The sequence below is a fragment of the Vibrio sp. SCSIO 43136 genome (assembly GCF_023716565.1).
In the GTDB taxonomy this organism is placed as follows: Bacteria; Pseudomonadota; Gammaproteobacteria; order Enterobacterales; family Vibrionaceae; genus Vibrio.
This window is the reverse complement of the sequence record NZ_CP071848.1, coordinates 2,462,515-2,483,442: the sequence shown is the minus strand read 5'-3', so window position 1 is coordinate 2,483,442 and position 20,928 is coordinate 2,462,515. Positions and strand designations below refer to the sequence as shown.

The following is a 20,928-nucleotide window of genomic DNA, read 5'->3' as shown; positions in this document are numbered from 1 at the left end:
AGCGCAAACGTTCTCCTATTGCAGTTAAAATGTGATCTAAATCATAAAAATGTGCTGATTTTTCTCCTTGGTAGAACGAAAGTGTGAGGGGGGTGCTAGCTTCTTTGGTGAGGGTTTGTATAATCCACCTCGTTTTTGAGTTTCAAAAATTGTTACACGCCAAATTACTAATTATAAGGAAGTCATAAACTATGAGCCTGTTTATGAGCCTGGTTGGCATGGTAGTGCTGATTGCAATCGCAGTTCTACTATCTGACAACCGCAAAGCTATTAATCTACGTACTGTAGGTGGCGCATTTGCCATCCAATTCGCACTGGGTGCGTTCATTCTCTACGTTCCTTGGGGACAAGAGATCCTACGCAGCATTTCTGATGCTGTTTCAAGTGTAATCAACTACGGTGGAGAAGGTTCTGGTTTCCTTTTCGGCAACCTAGCAACAACATTTGATGTAGGTTTCATTTTTGCGTTCCGTGTTCTACCTACTCTAATCTTCTTCTCAGCGCTAATTTCAGTGCTGTACTACCTAGGCATTATGCAGTGGGTTATCAAGATTCTTGGTGGTGGTCTACAAAAAGCACTAGGCACTTCTCGTGCGGAATCTATGTCTGCAGCGGCGAACATCTTCGTTGGTCAAACAGAAGCTCCGCTAGTTGTACGTCCTTTCGTACCTCGCATGACTCAGTCTGAGCTATTCGCAGTAATGTGTGGTGGTCTAGCATCTATCGCTGGTGGTGTACTAGCAGGTTACGCTTCTATGGGTGTGCCAGTTGAATACCTAGTCGCTGCGTCATTCATGGCAGCACCAGGTGGTCTTCTGTTTGCTAAAATCATCAAGCCAGAAACTGAAGAAGCTATTGAGCAACTTGACGATATCAGTCAAGAAGGCGCAGACAAGCCAGCTAACGTTATCGACGCAGCAGCAGGCGGTGCATCTGCAGGTCTTCAACTAGCGCTTAACGTTGGTGCAATGCTAATCGCATTCATCGGTCTGATTGCTCTAATCAACGGTATGCTTGGTGGCATCGGTGGTTGGTTCGGTATGGCTGAGCTAAGCCTAGAGATGATCCTTGGTTACATCTTCGCACCTCTAGCATTCCTAATCGGTGTTCCTTGGGCTGAAGCTACAGTTGCTGGTGAGTTCATCGGTATGAAGACGGTTGCGAACGAATTTGTTGCTTACTCTCAGTTTGCACCTTACCTAGCAGAAAGCCCAGAAGTGGTACTGTCTGAGAAAACTAAAGCAATTATCTCATTTGCTCTATGTGGTTTCGCAAACCTTTCTTCTATTGCGATTCTACTTGGCGGTCTAGGTAGCCTTGCACCTAAACGCCGTCCAGATATCGCTCGCATGGGTGTTAAAGCAGTAATCGCAGGTACGCTATCTAACTTGATGGCCGCTACTATCGCTGGTTTCTGCCTAAGCCTAGCTGGCATGTAAGAATTAAGGTCGATATTTTATAGACGCCTGTATTAAAACACCCCGTAGCAAGCCATTGCTGCGGGGTGTTTTTTTTTGGGAATTGGCTAAAGGCCAGTTTCGTTTTTTTTGAGATACAAACCGTTTGCGTTCTAGATACGGCTACAGTTTTTGCTGAAATATCTATAATGTATGTATCTATGGAAGTTAAGGTGAATGCTATGAACGAAGTGTTATTAGCGACACTGGCAGGATTTGTCGTTGGCATCTTATTTTCTGCGCTTAAGTTGCCTATTCCTGCCCCTCCAGTGCTTTCTGGAGTGATGGGAATTGTTGGGGTGTACTTAGGCGGCATGGCTTACCATTGGATCATTGAACGATTCTTCAGCTGAGCTTACAGGAAGTGAGCTTATTGAGGGTAACCAAGCATATATACGTTAGTCACAGTTAATAACTGCTGTGCCATAGACCAAACTGGTACTGTGCGGTGACAAGGATAGCAATTGCAACCGACGTGTTCGGTTCAAGTCTTCAGGGAACCAAGTCCGTTCATGTTGTAATCCGGTGGAAACATCCACCGCTACTAAATGAATATACTTTTCGGAGATACAAATGAGCGATTTAAAAGCAGCAGCATTGCGCGCGCTAAAACTTATGGACCTAACCACGCTAAATGACGACGACACTGATGAAAAAGTGATTGCGCTTTGTCATGATGCGAAATCACCTGTAGGTAACACAGCAGCAATCTGTATTTACCCTCGCTTTATTCCGGTTGCGAAGAAAACGCTGCGCGAACAAGGTACGCCTGAAGTTCGCATTGCAACAGTAACTAACTTCCCACACGGTAACGACGATATCGAGATTGCCGTTGCTGAAACCAAAGCGGCGATCGCTTACGGCGCAGATGAAGTTGACGTGGTATTCCCGTACCGTGCACTTATCGCTGGTAATGAAGAAGTGGGCTTTGAACTTGTGAAGCAAGTGAAAGAAGCTTGTGGTGATATCCTTCTTAAAGTGATCATCGAAACTGGTGAACTAAAAGAGGAAGCATTGATCAAGAAAGCTTCTGAAATTTCTATCAAAGCAGGTGCTGATTTCATCAAGACTTCAACAGGTAAAGTGCCAGTTAACGCTACCCCTGAATATGCACGTATGATGCTCGAAGTTATCCGTGATATGGACGTTGCAGCTAAGGTTGGCTTTAAGCCAGCTGGCGGCGTTCGTACGGCGGAAGACGCAGCAGCTTACCTTGCGATGGCAGATGACATCCTAGGCGCTGACTGGGCAGACAACATGCACTACCGCTTTGGTGCATCAAGCCTACTAACAAACCTTCTTAATACATTAGAAGTGAGTGACGAAACTGCAGACCCTGCAGCTTACTAAGTCATTTAGATGGGGTGCTTGCACCCCGTTTATCCCAACTCTCCTATACTTATTTTGTACTCAGCAGGATGCTGAGGAGGTACTAATGTATTTACCACAAGAAATTATTCGTAAAAAACGTGATGGCGAAGTACTGACGAATGAAGAGATCAACTTCTTCATTCAAGGCGTTGCCAAAAATACAGTCTCTGAAGGCCAGATCGCAGCGTTTGCGATGGCTATTTTTTTCAATGAAATGACCATGCCAGAACGCATTGCTCTGACTTGTGCAATGCGAGATTCCGGCATGGTAATTGATTGGGCCGAGCAAAACTTTGGCGGTCCAATTGTAGATAAACACTCTACTGGTGGAGTCGGGGATGTGACCTCGCTGATGCTTGGCCCTATGGTGGCCGCGTGCGGTGGTTTCGTTCCAATGATCTCTGGCCGTGGTTTAGGCCACACGGGTGGCACGCTGGATAAGCTTGAGTCGATTCCGGGCTATGATATTACCCCTACCAATGAAGTATTTGGTCAAGTGACCAAGGATGCTGGGGTGGCAATCATAGGTCAGACGGGTGACCTAGCCCCTGCGGACAAACGTGTTTACGCTACTCGTGATATCACAGCGACTGTCGATAATATTTCTCTCATTACCGCATCTATCCTTTCAAAGAAATTGGCTGCAGGCCTTGAATCTTTAGTGATGGATGTGAAGGTGGGTAGTGGTGCATTTATGCCAACTTATGAAGCTTCTGAAGAGTTGGCTAAATCTATTGTTGCAGTGGCCAATGGCGCTGGTACTAAGACGACAGCGATACTCACTGACATGAACCAAGTGTTGGCGTCTTCTGCTGGTAACGCTTTGGAAGTTCGTGAAGCCGTTCGCTTCCTGACTGGTGAATACCGCAACCCTCGATTGCTAGAAGTCACCATGGCGTCATGTGCCGAGATGCTTGTGCTAGGTAAGCTTGCGAGCGATACCGAAGATGCACAAGCTAGATTAATGGAAGTCTTGGACAATGGTAAGGCGGCTGAGTGCTTTGGTCGCATGGTCTCAGGTTTAGGTGGCCCTGAAGATTTTGTACAGAATTACGATAACTACTTAGAAAAAGCGGAAGTTATCAAGCCAGTTTATGCCGATAGTGAAGGCGTTGTATCTGCGATGGATACTCGTGCCATTGGCATGGCAGTTGTCGGTATGGGTGGTGGTCGCCGTGTGGCAACTGACACTATCGACTATGCTGTAGGTTTTGATGGCTTTATCCGCCTTGGTCAAACCGCTGACCAAGCCACCCCGCTTGCGATTATTCATGCTCGCAGTGAAGAACAGTGGCAAGAAGCGGCTAACGCACTGCGTGAAGCAATTACAGTGGGTGGTACTTATACCCCAACACCAAATGTTTACCGCCAGATCCGAGCGGAAGACGTATAAAGAACGGTGGAGAAGATTATGAAACGTTCAATTATTTTAGTTTTAGATTCATTCGGAATCGGCGCTTCTGCGGATGCGGAAAAATTTGGCGATGTAGGTTCAGATACCTTTGGCCACATCGCTGAGCAGTGTGCGCTAGGTAACGCAGATAACGATCTGCGCAGTGGTGAGCTTAAGCTACCTAACCTATCTAAGCTTGGCCTTGCAATGGCTGCGAAAGAGTCAACGGGCAAGCTTCATGCTGGTATGGATGAGAATATCGAAGTGATCGGTGCTTACGGTCATGCCGCTGAGCTATCATCAGGTAAAGATACACCATCAGGTCACTGGGAAATTGCTGGTGTACCAGTGTTGTTTGATTGGGGTTACTTCACTGATAAAAAAAACAGCTTCCCACAGGAGCTGCTTGATCGCATCGTGACTCGTGCTAACTTGCCAGGCTACCTAGGTAACTGCCACGCATCGGGTACCCAAGTGTTAGATGACTTGGGCGAAGAGCACATGTCATCAGGTAAGCCTATCTTTTACACTTCAGCTGACTCAGTGTTCCAGATTGCCTGTCACGAAGAGACTTATGGTTTAGACAACCTGTTAGAGCTTTGCCAAATTGTGCGCGAAGAGCTAGAAGACTACAACATCGGCCGTGTGATTGCGCGTCCATTCCTGGGTGACAAAGCGGGTAGCTTTGAGCGTACTGGTAACCGCCGTGATCTTTCTGTTGAGCCACCGTCAGCGACAGTGCTTCAGAAATTAGTGGAAGAGAAAAACGGTGATGTGATTTCTGTTGGTAAGATTGCCGACATTTATGCGCACTGTGGTATTACGCAAAAAGTGAAAGCTACTGGCCTTGAAGCTCTGTTTGACGCAACTAAAGAGCAAATAGCAAAAGCAGGTAATAACTCAATCGTATTTACCAACTTTGTTGATTTTGACTCAGCTTACGGGCACCGCCGTGATGTGGCAGGTTATGCCGCGGCACTAGAATATTTTGATAAGCGCCTTCCAGAAATCTTGGAGATGCTAGAAGAAGATGATGTACTTATTCTAACCGCAGACCATGGTTGTGACCCAACTTGGCCGGGCAGCGACCACACTCGAGAACATATCCCTGTATTGGTCTACGGACACAAGGTTCCAGCAGGTTCACTTGGTCGTCGCGATAGCTTCGCTGATATCGGCCAAAGCCTTGCAAGCTACTTTGAAACTTCTGCCATGGACTATGGTAAGAGTTTTCTATAATTTCCAAGCTCCTACTCGTTAGGGGCTTTATCTGTTTTTCTTTACTTAATAAACAAGGAATTCTACATGGCTACTCCACATATTAATGCTGAAATGGGTGATTTTGCTGACGTTGTACTGATGCCTGGTGACCCACTTCGCGCTAAATACATTGCGGAAACTTTCCTAGAAGATGTAGTGCAGGTATGTGATGTACGTAATATGTATGGCTACACTGGCACTTACAAAGGTCGTAAGATTTCTGTGATGGGCCACGGTATGGGCATCCCATCATGTTCAATCTACGTGACTGAGCTGATCAAAGACTTTGGCGTTAAGAAAATCATTCGTGTTGGCAGCTGTGGTGCCGTTAACGAAGATATTAAGGTACGTGATGTCGTTATTGGTATGGGTGCTTGTACTGACTCGAAAGTAAACCGTATTCGTTTTAAAGACCACGATTTTGCAGCGATTGCTGACTACCACATGGTAAAAAATGCAGAAGAAGCGGCCAAAGCACGTGGTATTGACGTAAAAGTGGGTAACCTTTTCTCAGCTGAATTGTTCTACACGCCAGATCCAGAAATGTTTGACGTGATGGATAAGTACGGCATTGTCGGCGTGGAAATGGAAGCGGCAGGCATCTATGGTGTATGTGCTGAGTACGGCGCAAAAGCACTAGCAATTTGTACCGTTTCAGATCACATCAAAACTGGTGAGCAAACGACTTCTGATGAGCGTGCCACTACTTTCAACGAGATGATGGAAATCGCACTGGATTCTGTTCTTCTAGGCGATAAGTGATTTTTATCGGTAAAGCGGACGCTTCGCTAACGGGAAACGGACGCTGCCGCTAAGGGAGAAAGGGGGGAGATAAAACTTGCTCATTCTAAGACGAGTGGGTAGGTTGTTCACCCTTTCACCCTTTCACCCGTTTCTTAAACCTGCTTCAACAACAAATTCTCTTCGCTACTACGCTGTTTTGCTCGGTTGCGTTTTACGTGGCGTCGCAATAAGAAACTAATCAACAGACCACTGATAAAACTCATGATTAACATCAGGTACATGGTACGGTCACTATTTCGGTAGTGATGGTCTGAGATAGCCGTCACCATGCCTTTTTCAAAGGTGATGCGAACAAAGCCGATCAGGTTTTCTTGGTGATAAATCGGTTCGACCAACTGTTGGCGGCCAATACTGGCGGTAGACAACGGGGTATCTAGGCCAAGCACTTCTCTTACAGGAGTGGCATTTTCACTGGCAGCCAGCTTAACCCCTTCGGCATCGTAGATAGTGGCATCTAACACCAAACGGTCTTTGGCAAGTTGATTGGTGAGCTTGAGTAGCCTTTCTTGTTCATCATTCACCAGCATATAGCTCGCAGACAGCGCTGCTTGAGTCGCCAACATATTAGTTAGGGTTTCCAATTGGCGGGCTTGGATGCGTTCATTGCCTTTACTGATGATAAAACTGTTTTGGATCATAAAGCTAAACAGTGCCAGTACCGCCAGCATGGCCAGTACACGGATAAAAGAGCGAAATGAAATAACTGAGCTACTCATAGATAACGTCTCAAGACAGTAACTTAACTGGATGAGCTACATTGTAGCTTGCCTTTTCGTTTTGCAATAGGTTAACGTTTGGATAAATGGATATCACAATGACTAGGAAGTTATGACTGCATTAAAGATCAGTAAGCGCACGACGTTACGTCAGCGCTTTCCAGAAACACAAACTCGCCATTTTCATGATCGTAAGACCGCTAACTGGATTGTTTTTGGTCACTACCTGTCACCTAAGCACTTCGAAGACCTAGATTTCTTTACGGGAACATTTAATCCGATCATTGAGTGTTGGCAGGTGGGGCCGTATGAAGTGGCCTTGATGGCAGGGGATATCACCCCAGAGCATCAAACCATCTTGAGCGAACTGAATTTAGATTATGCCTCTTTAACTGACGTTCCAGATATGACCAAACCGGGTCTACTTCTCATGGATATGGATTCAACCGCCATTCAAATCGAGTGTATCGATGAAATTGCAAAACTTGCTGGTGTTGGCGAAATGGTGGCAGAAGTGACCGAGCGAGCGATGCAAGGTGAGCTCGATTTTGAGCAAAGCTTACGCCAGCGTGTAGGGGCGTTAAAAGATGCTGACCAAGCGATTTTAGAGACGGTTCGCCAACAGATCCCACTGATGCCAGAAGTGATCGAGTTGGTTGATACTTTGAAAGCGTTTGGTTGGAAAACAGCGATTGCTTCCGGTGGCTTTACTTATTTCTCCGATGAAGTGAAAAGCCAATTAGGACTTGATTTTGCTCAGTCAAATCAACTTGAAATCATTGATGGCAAACTAACAGGCGAAGTGCTTGGTGAAGTGGTCAGTGCGCAAACCAAAGCCGATATCTTGGCTAAGTTGGTAGAAGAGTATGACTTTGACCCTTATCAGTCTATTGCCGTAGGTGATGGTGCTAATGATTTAGTGATGATGGCCGCAGCTGGATTAGGAGTGGCCTATCACGCCAAACCTAAAGTACAGCAACAGGCGCAAACGGCTGTTAATGTCGCTGATTTAGGTGGCGTGGTTTGTATTTTGTCAGGTCAGTTAGCTAAGCTTCGCAAACTTAGCTGGTAATTACTTCCCAATTAGGTGAGCTCGAGTCGAACCAATACTTCATCGGTAATATCGACTAGCTCACCATATCCCACCAAACTAGTGAATTCCTTTTCCAGGATACGCGCATGATGCAACGTCGCTTTTGCTAAGGTACTCAGCTCTTCTTTGAGTAGGTTAGTTGTCGACTCAAAGATGGGCATTCCTGAGATGCGCAAAGCGTAAAATTGTCCTTTGGCTTTGGCGTTTTTAACAAACTTGATTCGGTCATCAATCGATTCAAAGTCACTCAGCAGCTTGGAGCGGATCGCTTCAATTTGTTTACCGTTAACCACAACACTGATGTACATGTCGTGAAATTGAGGGGCACTGCCTTCAATTGGTCTCATTGGGGTGGCTAGTAAAGTGCTGGTGCGCCCTTTAAAGACAGGCTCAAGCGACATCTTTCCGCTGTGACCCAACGACTGAAACAGCTTAGCCAGTGGGTGTAGTGGGTAATTGACGCCGACAGAGCGGGGTTGAAGCATGTTGTCTTTCTTTTCAATGTAGAACGGCAAACTGATCATACGTCCTAACAACAGATGGTGCATCGTGCTCAGCAGCTCAGCTGAAGGCAGTGACTCTTCATCTTGGGTCAGCTTGGACTGATTGTGGTTAATCAAGCGCTTAAGAAAGCTCATACAGCGGTTGGCTGCCGGGTTCTCGGTGATCTTGGCTTGAATAACCTTACCGTCAGGGCTAACACGAACAATAGTATAAGGCGCTTGATCAAGCGGTACCGATTCATCGTAGCGTTTAAGCTCAAGGAAGTTGATACTAAGATCGTCTTCAGCTTTGGCGACGATGGGAGACTCTAGCTCAACCATGATGCCACGAGTTGAAAAGTTGCGTGTTCGACCTTTCGCCGACTTACCACCCACAGTGACCTGAACTGGTGATTCGAAATAAAAGCGTGGCTCACTGCGACGAGAGCTGGTATCGAAGTACACACCTTGTGGCTGCCCAACAATATTACGTGAGTGACGGAATGGGTTTAGCTCAGCGCTTGGAAGCGTCGGTTTTTCGGTCAGCAAGTAGTCGTGGCTGTGTTCATCATTGCTGATCTCTTGCAAAATACCGATATGAGTTAGGGTATTAAGCGTCTCTTTCATCTCAGGGGCTACGTCAAGCAGATGCGCAATTTCATCGTTATTAAGCTCAAACATATGTAAGCGATAGACTCGCCAGCTCGGACGACGAGCGCCGACATGCCAAAACAGTTGGCGTTGGTCACGTCTCGCTTCAGGCAGCATCATGCTGTAAAAGAGCTTTTTGTCTTGGTGTGCATGGGTAAAGGTGTAGATGAAATTGTTACTGCCTTTCATCCCCGGTTGCGTCAACGGAGCCATACGCTCTTTGGTGAACAGGGAACCAAATGTTTGTTGGTTACGCTCGTCATGCCAATATTCCCACAAACCGTGATTCGCATCAGTCAGCAGTGCATAGCGCAGACTGGTGCCACTAAAAAATAGTGGCAAGTGACTAGTATGGCGCAGATAGCAGTGTTCGTAGCCCCGAGCTTTTGCGCGAATGATATGGTCTTGGTTATCGTGCTTCGCTCGTTTGGCACGTTTTGAATCGCCTTCAAGAAACTGATTGATTGCTCGAGTAATAATGTCGGTATCGGAGAGCAGCTTGAGGCGTAACCAGCGAACCGCACTGTTTTCATAGCAGTCGTCGACCCCGAGAATTCGGTACTCTACGTGTTCGGCAAGATCAGGGTCTTGTAGCTCGGTAGATATTTGGGTAAAGCTAACTTGTAGCACTTCCCCCAGCTTGTAATCAAAAGCGCTCGGGACCTTAAACTTCGCACCGCTGCTAGAGAGGTCGACACTCACTCCATGGATCAATTGACCATTGCCTAAGGTGATATCGACTTGGCTTGCCACACGTAAGCGGTTTTCTTGACGCCGTAGGTCATAGCCTAAGCGTACCATTTCTGCTTCAAACGGACTTTCAGGGTCGGTAATGCTGTACGGCATGTTGGAGCGGCGCTGGTTCAATACTCGATTGCTATTGCGGGTGTTAATTAAGGCTTCCCAGACACCTTCGGTGTAGCCACCGTAACGTTTGACTTTTTTATGGTACGCATTGATAGCAACATCATCTAACCAGTGGCGGATGCCATCCAGTTTGTATTCTCGGCATTCTCCTTGAACTCTTCCTCGCAAATCGATGGACTTGCTGCAAGGTGTCATTACTCGTTTGAGTTCCATTTTGACAATCAAACGCGCAGACGGGCCTTCTCCCTCTGTAACTTGAGTGAGTACCTGTTCAAAGTCGTCTGAGTTGTATGCGGGAATGAGCCGCTCAACGATTGAGAGAATTTCTGCCTGTTCCATGTTTCTGTTAGAGTACTTATCCTTAAGGGGTTATCGGCGGCGACACACGATCCTTTAGTGTGTTTTGAGTAATTTACAGCTCCGCCAAGGGAAGAATTTCCAACTCAATTAGAAGTTTAGAAGAAGTGAAGTCAAATGGCGAAAGCAAAACGAGCGTACGTGTGCAACGATTGTGGCGCAGATTTTCCACGCTGGCAAGGACAGTGCAATGCCTGTGGGGCATGGAATACGATTTCTGAGATCCGACTAGCGGCATCTCCAACGGTAGCCCGAAACGAAAGACTATCTGGTTACGCTGGAGGAGCAGGGGAGTCACAGGTTCAAACTTTATCAGAAATTGATCTGCAAGAGGTTCCTCGTTTCACTAGTGGTTTCAAAGAGTTGGACCGTGTTTTGGGTGGCGGTGTTGTTCCCGGTGCAGCCATCCTTATAGGTGGTAGCCCAGGTGCGGGTAAATCTACGTTGTTGCTGCAAACCATGTGCTGGCTTTCCTCGCAAATGAAAACTCTGTATGTCACGGGTGAAGAATCTCTTCAGCAAGTGGCGATGCGAGCATCTCGTTTAGGGCTGCCTAAGGAGCATTTAAAAATGCTCTCTGAGACCAACGTTGACAAGATTTGTCAGGTGGCGGAGAAAGAGCAGCCGCGGATCATGGTAATTGACTCGATTCAAGTTATGCATGTTTCCGACGTTCAGTCCTCACCGGGCAGTGTGGCTCAGGTGCGTGAAGCCGCTACGGCATTAACGAGATACGCAAAACAAAATAATGTCGCCGTTTTTATCGTGGGTCACGTGACTAAAGATGGCACATTGGCCGGCCCTAAAGTATTGGAGCATATCATTGACTGTTCCGTGTTACTTGATGGCGGAACTGATAGCCGTTTTAGAACCCTACGTAGCCATAAAAACCGCTTTGGTGCGGTGAATGAGCTTGGGGTATTTGCCATGACAGGCCAAGGTTTGCGTGAGGTAAGCAACCCATCAGCTATCTTCTTGTCTCGTGGTGAGGAAGAAACGTCAGGTAGTTCTGTGATGGTAGTTTGGGAAGGGACTCGTCCTTTGTTGGTTGAGATCCAAGCTTTAGTCGATTACTCGCAACTGGCTAATCCAAGACGTGTTGCAGTTGGTTTGGAGCAAAACCGATTGTCTTTGCTATTGGCGGTTTTACACAAACATGGCGGTCTTCAAATGGCTGACCAAGATGTATTTGTTAATGTTGTGGGCGGGGTAAAGGTCACTGAAACCAGTGCGGACTTAGCGCTTATCATGGCTTTACTATCAAGCTTTAGAGACCGAGCGCTACCGAAAGATGTCGTCATTTTCGGTGAAGTTGGCCTAGCAGGTGAAATCCGCCCAGTACCAAGTGGTCAAGAGCGATTGATGGAAGCGTTTAAACATGGATTTACCAAAGCCATCGTTCCTGCGGCCAATATGCCTAAAGAGGGCATACAAGGTATGCAAATTCATGGTGTTAAAAAACTCAGTGAGGCGATCAGCGCATTTGATGAGCTGTGACACTTTTATACATACTTGTGATTGAGAATCGTTATTGACTTGTTGCATACTAGCAGTTGTGTGATTTTTAAGCAGGCGACGTCAGTATGGCAAAATGGATTTTGCTGATCAGTCTTTTCTTAACCTCGTTCGTAGCGATAGCAGAACAAGACCCCGATGTATCACAACTCTCTTTTCGATGGTTTCAAGGCGATGCGTTAAGCTGGAGTGGGCGAGACTTTGACAGCTTGAAGCCTATCGATGAATTTCAATTGACGGGAGGGGTGCAAGTTAGCCAGCTTGCTTTCAGAGTCCATTACTTTGGTGAGCATGTCATCGACTTTCGAAACTCTGCACTCATTGGTCGTTATCAACACTACTTGTATGATAAAAATAACCGCCTCATTTTAAGCTCTGGGGGGGGGATTGGTTCTACCGAACCTAACGAATTCTTCCTGCGTCATGGTACTTCGGTTTACCTTGAAGAGGGTGACTATCAGCTGGTGACCGTACAAGAATCTCAGTTCAACATCGCTCCACCAACGCCGTTTGTGCTCCCTAAAGCTCAATACAGTTTAGATATTCGCATGGGCAATGCCATCACCTTGTGTGGGTTGGGCATATTTGTCGGTCTATTCTTTTACTATTTAGTGCTGTCAGCTGCTCGCAAAAGTTTGGTTGATTTTAGCTACGCTATCTTCATTTTGGGAAACTTGCTATTTAACGCTACCAGCTTACAAGCGATGCATCAGTTGTTTGGCATTCAATGGTTTGGTGGGGCTAGTTGGCCGATCTTCTTCTCCAACATCGCTTATATTTTGTTTGTCTTTATGTTGCTGAAGATCACTCGTAAAGCGCAGCCGATGTTGTGGTTCTCAGGCTTTGCAATCATTGCCATGTTTGTGGCTTTTATCGTTTTAGCCCTGTTTTACCCCAACTACCAAAATGAGATGAATCGGCTATCAGTGGGAGTATTCATAAGTTTCGGGCTGGTGGCTGGCGCTGTGATGAGCTGGCGTGGAGATACTATTGCAAGGCTATATCTATTGGCAAATATAGGCTTTTTCATACTGGCGATGGTAGCAATCACACAAGAACAAATAGCGAGCTTACACACCATATACATGTCGCACATTGGTCTACTGGCAGTGGCGTGTGAGGTGCTTTTGCTCTCCTTTGTCATTGCCTATCAGATGGGACAGTTAGAAAGTGAACGCAATCAGGCGTTAGTTAAGGCCAAACAGATGTTGAAGGTTGCGCAAACTGATCCGTTAACCCAGCTACCCAATCGCTATGCGATGCATAAACGGCTTGAAATTGTCAGTGCTAAAGAGTCGTTTGTTTATGCGGATCTTGATGGGTTGAAGCAGTGTAATGATGAGTTTGGTCACGAAGTCGGGGATCAATTGCTCAAACTGTTTGCGACCAATCTTAGTGACAAGTTGCCAGCCAGCAGCCAGTTATTTCGTATCTCTGGGGACGAATTTGGCATTATTTTGAATAGCGCTGAGCAGGAGCAAGTGGTACAAAAAATACTCGATGTTGAAAAAATACTGAAACAAAAGCTGAAGGGGTTTGTTGGGGTCAGTTTTGGCATGGCTTCATTTGCTCATGGCGATGACAAGCAGGCTGTCGTGCAGCGAGCAGATCACAATATGTACCTGCATAAAAAGAGTAAAAAGAGTGCAGTAATGGAGATCTAGGTGGCGCAAAGTAAAAAATATCGCTTTGCATCTCATGTCACGATAGGCTTTACTGACTTGGTACAAAACTTTTTTTTGGCGAATGGCGCACAAGGGTATCAGTCTTGACAGATTGTGATATACTCTGCGCGCATTTTATATCCTATTAATAGAGTAAGACGATGACTGATTTATCGAAATACAGAAATATTGGTATTTTCGCGCACGTAGATGCGGGTAAAACCACAACTACTGAACGTATCCTTAAGCTTACTGGTCAAATCCACAAGACTGGTGAAGTTCACGATGGTGAATCAACTACTGACTTCATGGAGCAGGAAGCTGAGCGTGGTATTACAATCCAGTCTGCAGCAGTTAGCTGTTTCTGGAACGACCACCGTCTAAACGTTATCGATACTCCTGGACACGTTGACTTCACAGTTGAAGTATACCGTTCTCTTAAAGTTCTTGATGGCGGTATCGGTGTATTCTGTGGTTCTGGTGGTGTTGAGCCTCAGTCAGAAACTAACTGGCGTTACGCGAACGAATCTGAAGTATCTCGTATCATTTTCGTTAACAAACTAGACCGTATGGGTGCAGACTTCTACAACGTTGTTGACCAAGTGAAGAACGTTCTTGCTGCAAACCCACTAGTAATGGTTCTACCAATCGGCCGCGAAGATGACTTCGTTGGTGTTGTAGACCTACTAAGCCGTAAAGCATTCGTATGGGATGACTCAGGTCTTCCAGAAAACTACGAAATCCAAGACATCCCAGCTGACATGGTTGACGACGTTGAAGCTTACCGTGAAGAGCTAATCGAGACTGCTGTAGAGCAAGACGATGACCTAATGGAAGCTTACATGGAAGGTGAAGAGCCTTCGCTAGAAGACATCAAGCGTTGTATCCGTAAAGGTACTCGTGACCTAGCGTTCTTCCCAACTTACTGTGGTTCAGCGTTCAAGAACAAAGGTGTTCAGCTAGTACTAGACGCAGTTGTTGATTACCTACCTTCTCCAACAGAAGTAGATCCACAGCCGCTAACTGACAAAGAAACTGGTGAGCCAACTGGTGAAGTTGCAACTGTTTCTGCAGACGAGCCACTACGTGCTCTAGCGTTTAAGATCATGGACGACCGTTTCGGTGCTCTAACGTTCATCCGTATCTACTCTGGTGTTATGAAGAAAGGTGACACTATTCTTAACGCTGCTACTGGCAAAACTGAGCGTATCGGCCGTATGGTTGAGATGCAAGCTGATGACCGTAACGAGCTAACTGAAGCTCAAGCTGGTGACATCATCGCAGTTGTTGGTATGAAGAACGTTCAAACTGGTCACACTCTATGTGATCCTAAGCACGAGTGTACTCTTGAGCCAATGATCTTCCCAGAACCAGTAATCTCTATCGCTGTAGCGCCTAAAGATAAAGGTTCTACTGAGAAGATGGGTATCGCTATCGGTAAGATGGTTGCAGAAGATCCATCTTTCCAAGTTGAGACTGACGAAGATTCAGGCGAAACTATCCTGAAAGGTATGGGTGAACTTCACCTAGACATCAAGGTAGACATCCTTAAGCGTACATACGGCGTAGAGCTAGAAGTAGGTCAACCTCAGGTAGCTTACCGTGAAACTATCACTCAAGAAATTGAAGATAGCTACACGCACAAGAAGCAGTCTGGTGGTTCTGGTCAGTTCGGTAAGATCGACTACCGCATCAAGCCAGGTGAGCCAAACTCAGGCTTCACATTCTCTTCAACTGTAGTTGGCGGTAACGTTCCTAAGGAATTCTGGCCTGCAGTAGAGAAAGGCTTCGAAGGCATGATGGAGAACGGTGTTCTTGCTGGTTTCCCAACGCTAGACGTTGAAGTTGAGCTATTCGATGGTGGTTTCCACGCAGTTGACTCATCTGCAATCGCATTTGAAATCGCAGCGAAAGGCGCATTCCGTCAGTCTATGCCTAAAGCGGGTGCACAGCTTCTTGAGCCAATCATGAACGTTGACGTGTTCACTCCAGAAGACAACGTTGGTGACGTAATCGGTGACCTTAACCGTCGTCGTGGTATGATCAAAGACCAACAAGCTGGTGCTACTGGCGTACGTATCAAAGCTGACGTACCTCTATCAGAAATGTTTGGTTACATCGGTCACCTACGTACTATCACTTCAGGCCGTGGTCAGTTCTCTATGGAGTTCGCACACTACTCAGCTTGTCCAGCAAACGTTGCTGAGCAAGTTATCGCTGAAGTTAAAGAGCGCGAAGCGAAGAAGTAATTTAAACTTCATCTCTTAGCAAGATAGAAACCGCTGGTGTCAACCAGCGGTTTTTTTATACCTTAAATACATCTAAGGGTTTTGTTGGGCTTTGTTCAAATAGTTTTATTTCATCTTCTAACCAGCAGCGAAACTTGATTAGCTTATCTCTTTTTAAGTAGCCTTCTGGTGCGCATAAGAAATAGCTGTATTTGGAATGGTTGGCGAGGTTGCCAATAATTTCTAGTTTTCCCTCCTGAATATAGCGGTGAGCGAGGCTATGGCGGACTAAAGCAACACCCTGCACGGCGAGTGCGCCCTCTAATACGAAATGTGCACCAGCATACTTCAAAGTGGCTGCGGCGGGAGGAACACCTGCAGCATCTAACCAGATATCCCAGTTCATATCTGGCCAGAAATCTTCAATGAGATCGACTCTATGCAGGTCTTCAAGCCCATCAATTCCATGCTTTTCTTTATAGAGAGGGTGACAAGCAGGGTAGAGAATTTCATCCATTAACCACACACTCTCTAACCCATCGTAATCCCCAGTTCCATATCGCACACACACATCGACCGACGAATCATGAAAATCGACCAGACTATTTTTAGGCTCGATCAGCATCGAGATATCAGGGTACTGCTGACGAAAACTTTGTAGCCTTGGTACTAACCAGTGTTGCGCAAATGACGGCAGAGTAGAAATGGATAAGCGTTGAGGATCTGGGTCTTGATTAAGTAAGCGCACACCATTTTGGATTTCGACAAACCCTTTCTGTGTGGACTGATACAACACTTCCCCTTCTTTGGTTAGCACCACTTTGCGGTGTTGGCGAACAAACAACTCACACTTTAACCACTCTTCTAGTTGGCGGATCTGTTGGCTGATAGCTGCTGGAGATACAAACAGCTCACTTGCGGCTTGCTTAAAGCTGCCGGTTTGAGCGGCAAGATGAAAATAATAGAGAGCTTGCAATGGCGGTAGACGTTCTTTCACTTTAGTTTTCCTTAACTGAATAGCAAAAAGCATCGTTTGAAGAGAGTTAGTGCTTGGTCGATTATTAACCAGGTAATTTAACGAGATCAAGGAGAGCTTATGAATGTTATCACCGTAGATAAACCGCAAAATGCGACTCACACCAAACTTGGCTTAGTTAAGGATTGCTTATTGATAATTAAGACATGGCGCCAGAACTATCGAACTCGCCTAGCACTAAGGAATATGCCGGACTATTTGCTTGATGATATTGGCATCACAGAAGAGCAGAGAAATATTGAGGTCAAGCGTAGCTTTTGGCACTAAAAAAGCCTGCTGAGGTGCAGCAGGCTTGTTGGATGCTTAGTGGGTTACTCTTCCCAAACCACCAGTTTGCCTGATGGCCAGTTTGCACCTACTTCGTGGTATTTTTTCTCCAACACATGACGCTTGATCTTTAGGGTTGGGGTTAAAATACCGTTCTCAACGCTCCACGGGTCTTTGATCATTAACACGCCTTTGATCTTCTCATGGGCTTCCAGTTCTTCATTCATACGCTTGATTACTTTGTGGGTTGTTCTTTCATAGCGATCTTTATCGAAGTTAGGGAAATCATGAGGAACGACCAATAACAGTGGCGCAGGTAAACCAGAGCCTATCAGACACATCATCTCGACCCGGCTATACTCAAACAGTTTTTTCTCAATAGGAACTGGTGCAACAAACTTACCCTTAGCCGTTTTGAAGGTATCTTTTTTACGACCCTGGATGGTTAGGTAACCATCATTGTCGATGCTACCAATGTCGCCTGTGTGCAACCAACCTTCTTCATTGAATGTTTCTTTTGTTGCTTCATCGTTTTTGTAGTAACCCGCAAATAGACCACCGCCACGAACAAGGATCTCTTCATCCTGTGCAATCTTAAGCTCAATGCCCGGCCCTGCGTTGCCCACAGAACCGATTTTATCGGCACGGAATGGGTAGTTGAGGGTGCTATAGGCAAATGATTCGGTCATACCCCAGGCTTCGGTAATATTGAGTCCTACAGAGTGATACCAAGCGAGAAGAGAAGGAGATACTGGCGCAGAACCACAGCCAAGCACCCTAGCTTGATTGAGTCCTAGACCATCGGCGAGCTTCTTCTTGATTATGCCGTTAACGAACGGGATCTTAAGTAAGATATCGAGTTTCTTCTGTGGCAATTTATCGAGTATACGTTGCTGGAACAGTGTCCACAGACGAGGCACGGAGATGAACAGCGTTGGTCGCTGCATTTTTACGTCTTCAATAAAAGTATCTAGGGATTCAGGGAATGCTGTAGGCACTCCGCCCATGATAGAAGAACCAAAGATGTAAACACGTTCGGTGATATGCGCCAGTGGCAAATATGAGAATAAACGGTCATTGCCTTGAATGCCGATATGCTCAATAAGTCGCTGTACCGACCAATTGAAAGCACCGTAAGTCAACATAGCACCTTTTGGTAACCCAGAAGTACCAGAGGTGTACACAATAGACATCAGTTTGTCATCGTGATGCACTGGACGCTCGTCACTCGGCTCTGATTGCTCAATTAGCTTTTTAAACTCGTGTTGGCATGCTGGTGCTGAGTCATAAGGCAAAGAGATAGTGATGAGACTCTCAAGCTTATCCATCACCTCAGCTGTCGCCGCAGAATCATCGAGCTTACCCGCAATGAGCACCTTACTTTCACTATGTGTCACACAGTGTTCTATTGTCTCGCTACCTGCTGTCGGAAAGATCGGTACACTGATGTAATCACCCAGCATCAAAGCCAAATCCACCATGAACCATTCAGCACAGTTTTTGGAGATTAGCGCAACCTTATCCCCTGGTTGGACACCAAGTTCACGTAGAGCAGAAACAAGCTTCAACGCATTGTCTGCAACTTCAGCAAAGGTGTATTCCACAAACTGGCGGTTAATGATTTGCTTTAGATAAACCTCATTAGGGCGCTCCTGTGCCCATTTAAGGATCATTTCATTAGGCGGTGGCAAAGTGCATTGAGGGGCTAAGGTAGGCTGAGGCTGATTCATTGGGTTGACTCCATGTCTACTGAATGATTGTTATTAAATTGTTTTATCATTGTTAATGTAAGTTAAGTGGGGAAGCATGTTGGCGTCAACTAATGCAAATCAAGTTTGAGTGGTCGGAGGAGGTGTCCCTAATCATAAAACAACAAATGCAATAAGTTGAATTAGCCGTTAAGGCTGAAAATTCTTAGTTAATCAAAGCTTATCACCAGCAAATCAACCATAGGGAGAAAAGTCGACTATTATTTTTTGAACAAAAATAATAGCACTCAAATATGAACATAAAATAGAATATTTACTCCATGGAAAATTTATATATTTCGGATCGTAAAAGTTATTAAGCAGTCATTAGCAGCAAATTTGCTTCATAGGTGAGACATTACTTTTTTTTTGACGAATAATAAGACTGAATTAGGTGTTTGTTTTTACTTATAATTCAAAGATATGATTGTATTGAATATTTTTTTGCTTCAGACCCTACTTGAAGCATGCCTACTGACAAGCTACTTTTTAGTTAGAAGTCGTGGTAACAATCTAAACTTGTTATCGAATTTAATACATGGAGTTAGATATGAATATGTTCACTAAGTTATTTTTTAGTGTTTGGGCACGCTTAAACAATGTCGCAAAAGACGAGCGTGGAGTAACAGCGATTGAATACGCAATCATTGGTGTGGCAATCTCTGCAATCGTATTAGCACTATTTAGCAGTGGCACTCTAGAAGATGCTATCAGTAGTGCGATGGATACTATTACGTCTAATATTACAGATGCAAATAGTACTACAAACTAACACTATTGATGCAGCTAATCCTAATTGGCATCTTGTTTGCCATTTTAGCCTTTTTATCCTTTAGGGATGTTTTTTATCGAACCATAGATAATTCAGTTTTGATTGTACTTTTAGTCATATCCTTGCTGACATCAGTTTACATGGGACATTGGCTGAGCTTAGCTGCATCACCTATTAGTTTTATCTTGATAAGTTTATGTCTGCACCAAGTATTCGGGGGTGGGGACATAAAGTTATTTAGCGTGTTAATTCCGCTCATCACTCCCGGGCACTGGCTAGCGTATCTACTGCTAACATTGTTGTTCGGAGGGGTACTAGCGCTTTTCTATTCTTTGATGCGTTCTAGAGAATGGATTAAAAAGCATGGATTGCCTTATGGTGTTTCTATCAGCTTAAGTGGATTTATATCTATTCTTGCGTCTTTATAATCGAGTAAAGCAGGCACTTTATGAGTTTACGAGTATTGATACCCACCGCTTTGATAGCGACTGGTGCTGCTCTTTATGGTTTATCAGGAAATTATCTAGGAAAGCCTAAAGAGACAGAGGTTGTTCAAGCTCCACCTAAAGAGATCCCCAAAGTTAGCGTTCAGATTCTAGCCTCGGACATAACGAAGGGGCACATCATAACTAGCGAAGACTTAGTTACTATAGATGTTGATGAGCCAGAAGCAATAAAGAGTGGTTACAATCCAGAAACACCATTTGAAATTCATAAAGGTATGGCGGCTAAAAAGTCACTCAATAAAGACCACTGGGTGAGTCGTCGGGATTTTGTTTTACCGCAAGATGATGGCTATGTCGAAGCGGTTATTACTCCCGGAATGGTTCCTTATCCATTAGTAGTTCAACCAGAATCAATTGTAGGGGGGGTTATATCAGCAGGGCATTTGATTGATGTCGTTGCATTGTCCTCGATACAACAAAATCTGGCAAATGATACTGAGGTAGGCTCTTATCGAAGCGTTTCAATATCTCCGGTTATTATAGCTGCAAAAGTACTTAAAATAGAGAGTGCAGGAGATGACGCTGACGTAAAATCAGTTTCTTCAACAGCGACACTAATTTTAGAGCTTACCCGAAAGCAGGTCGCTACAATATCAATCGCAAAAACAATCGCACAGTTAGAAGTACATAAATCTATAGGTAAAGACCAAGCAGATCAGCTGCAAGCTGACTCAGGTGATGTATTGCCAACTTACCGTGCAATTAAAGAGTTTCGTGCATCAAAACTAACAATCCAGTAAC

At 45.3% G+C, this 20,928-nt stretch carries 18 protein-coding genes; 14 read left to right on the top strand and 4 right to left on the bottom strand.

The features are described from left to right. Positions 1 to 191 precede the first annotated feature (191 nt). The 6 genes from J4N39_RS11780 to deoD all read left to right on the top strand — a co-directional run bounded on the left by J4N39_RS11780 (position 192) and on the right by deoD (position 6,243). Entirely contained in the window at positions 192 to 1,439 is a 1,248-nt protein-coding gene (locus J4N39_RS11780) for a NupC/NupG family nucleoside CNT transporter (RefSeq protein ID WP_252019547.1), read from the top strand. A gap of 200 nt (positions 1,440 to 1,639) precedes the next feature. Beyond that, a complete protein-coding gene (locus J4N39_RS11775; protein WP_252019545.1) occupies positions 1,640 to 1,810 on the top strand; it encodes a XapX domain-containing protein in 171 nt (56 codons plus the stop codon). Positions 1,811 to 2,030: 220 nt separating this feature from the next. After that, on the top strand, positions 2,031 to 2,807 hold the full coding sequence (deoC, locus tag J4N39_RS11770) for a deoxyribose-phosphate aldolase (RefSeq protein WP_252019542.1): 777 nt from the start codon (positions 2,031 to 2,033) through the stop codon (positions 2,805 to 2,807). A gap of 85 nt (positions 2,808 to 2,892) precedes the next feature. After that, positions 2,893 to 4,221: a thymidine phosphorylase gene (gene deoA / locus J4N39_RS11765; RefSeq protein WP_252019539.1), complete on the top strand. Its 1,329-nt coding sequence runs from the start codon at positions 2,893 to 2,895 to the stop codon at positions 4,219 to 4,221. A gap of 18 nt (positions 4,222 to 4,239) precedes the next feature. Further along, on the top strand, positions 4,240 to 5,460 hold the full coding sequence (locus J4N39_RS11760; RefSeq protein WP_252019536.1) for a phosphopentomutase: 1,221 nt from the start codon (positions 4,240 to 4,242) through the stop codon (positions 5,458 to 5,460). 66 nt (positions 5,461 to 5,526) lie between these two features. Then, a complete protein-coding gene (gene deoD / locus J4N39_RS11755) occupies positions 5,527 to 6,243 on the top strand; it encodes a purine-nucleoside phosphorylase (protein WP_252019533.1) in 717 nt (238 codons plus the stop codon). 134 nt (positions 6,244 to 6,377) lie between these two features. Here the strand turns inward: deoD and J4N39_RS11750 are convergent, their stop codons facing one another. Continuing rightward, complete coding sequence (locus J4N39_RS11750; RefSeq protein ID WP_252019529.1) at positions 6,378 to 7,001, bottom strand: YtjB family periplasmic protein; 624 nt, start codon at positions 6,999 to 7,001, stop codon at positions 6,378 to 6,380. Between the two features lie 112 nt (positions 7,002 to 7,113). Between J4N39_RS11750 and serB the strand changes: the two genes are divergently transcribed. Continuing rightward, a complete protein-coding gene (gene serB, locus J4N39_RS11745) occupies positions 7,114 to 8,073 on the top strand; it encodes a phosphoserine phosphatase (protein ID WP_252019526.1) in 960 nt (319 codons plus the stop codon). Positions 8,074 to 8,084: 11 nt separating this feature from the next. Here serB and J4N39_RS11740 read toward each other — a convergent pair whose 3' ends face one another. Continuing rightward, the gene (locus J4N39_RS11740) at positions 8,085 to 10,433 is read right to left on the bottom strand and encodes a PilZ domain-containing protein (RefSeq protein WP_252019523.1); all 2,349 of its coding nucleotides are present in this window, start codon (positions 10,431 to 10,433) and stop codon (positions 8,085 to 8,087) included. Positions 10,434 to 10,568: 135 nt separating this feature from the next. On the opposite strand from J4N39_RS11740, the gene radA reads away from it, so the two are divergent. The 3 genes from radA to fusA all read left to right on the top strand — a co-directional run bounded on the left by radA (position 10,569) and on the right by fusA (position 15,879). Continuing rightward, entirely contained in the window at positions 10,569 to 11,948 is a 1,380-nt protein-coding gene (radA, locus tag J4N39_RS11735; protein ID WP_252019520.1) for a DNA repair protein RadA, read from the top strand. An 86-nt stretch (positions 11,949 to 12,034) separates the two neighbouring features. Next, positions 12,035 to 13,630: a diguanylate cyclase gene (locus J4N39_RS11730; protein ID WP_252019517.1), complete on the top strand. Its 1,596-nt coding sequence runs from the start codon at positions 12,035 to 12,037 to the stop codon at positions 13,628 to 13,630. Positions 13,631 to 13,791: 161 nt separating this feature from the next. After that, positions 13,792 to 15,879 (top strand): elongation factor G, encoded by a 2,088-nt coding sequence (gene fusA / locus J4N39_RS11725; RefSeq protein WP_252019514.1) that lies wholly within the window; start codon positions 13,792 to 13,794, stop codon positions 15,877 to 15,879. A 55-nt stretch (positions 15,880 to 15,934) separates the two neighbouring features. Here fusA and J4N39_RS11720 read toward each other — a convergent pair whose 3' ends face one another. After that, the gene (locus tag J4N39_RS11720; protein WP_252019510.1) at positions 15,935 to 16,855 is read right to left on the bottom strand and encodes a LysR substrate-binding domain-containing protein; all 921 of its coding nucleotides are present in this window, start codon (positions 16,853 to 16,855) and stop codon (positions 15,935 to 15,937) included. Between the two features lie 99 nt (positions 16,856 to 16,954). Here J4N39_RS11720 and J4N39_RS11715 point away from each other — a divergent pair, with 99 nt between their 5' ends. Next, positions 16,955 to 17,161 carry a DUF1127 domain-containing protein gene (locus J4N39_RS11715; protein WP_252019507.1) on the top strand — a complete coding sequence of 69 codons (207 nt, stop codon included), beginning with the start codon at positions 16,955 to 16,957 and terminating at the stop codon, positions 17,159 to 17,161. Positions 17,162 to 17,205: 44 nt separating this feature from the next. Here J4N39_RS11715 and J4N39_RS11710 read toward each other — a convergent pair whose 3' ends face one another. Then, entirely contained in the window at positions 17,206 to 18,891 is a 1,686-nt protein-coding gene (locus J4N39_RS11710; RefSeq protein ID WP_252019503.1) for an AMP-binding protein, read from the bottom strand. A gap of 574 nt (positions 18,892 to 19,465) precedes the next feature. On the opposite strand from J4N39_RS11710, the gene J4N39_RS11705 reads away from it, so the two are divergent. From J4N39_RS11705 to cpaB, 3 genes are read left to right on the top strand one after another with little or no spacing between them, the layout of a single operon-like run. Then, positions 19,466 to 19,681: a Flp family type IVb pilin gene (locus J4N39_RS11705; protein WP_252023715.1), complete on the top strand. Its 216-nt coding sequence runs from the start codon at positions 19,466 to 19,468 to the stop codon at positions 19,679 to 19,681. 8 nt (positions 19,682 to 19,689) lie between these two features. Next, complete coding sequence (locus J4N39_RS23015; RefSeq protein WP_353505597.1) at positions 19,690 to 20,109, top strand: prepilin peptidase; 420 nt, start codon at positions 19,690 to 19,692, stop codon at positions 20,107 to 20,109. A 20-nt stretch (positions 20,110 to 20,129) separates the two neighbouring features. Continuing rightward, positions 20,130 to 20,927, top strand: a complete 798-nt coding sequence (gene cpaB / locus J4N39_RS11700; protein ID WP_252019499.1) for a Flp pilus assembly protein CpaB — start codon at positions 20,130 to 20,132, stop codon at positions 20,925 to 20,927. Position 20,928 lies beyond the last annotated feature (1 nt).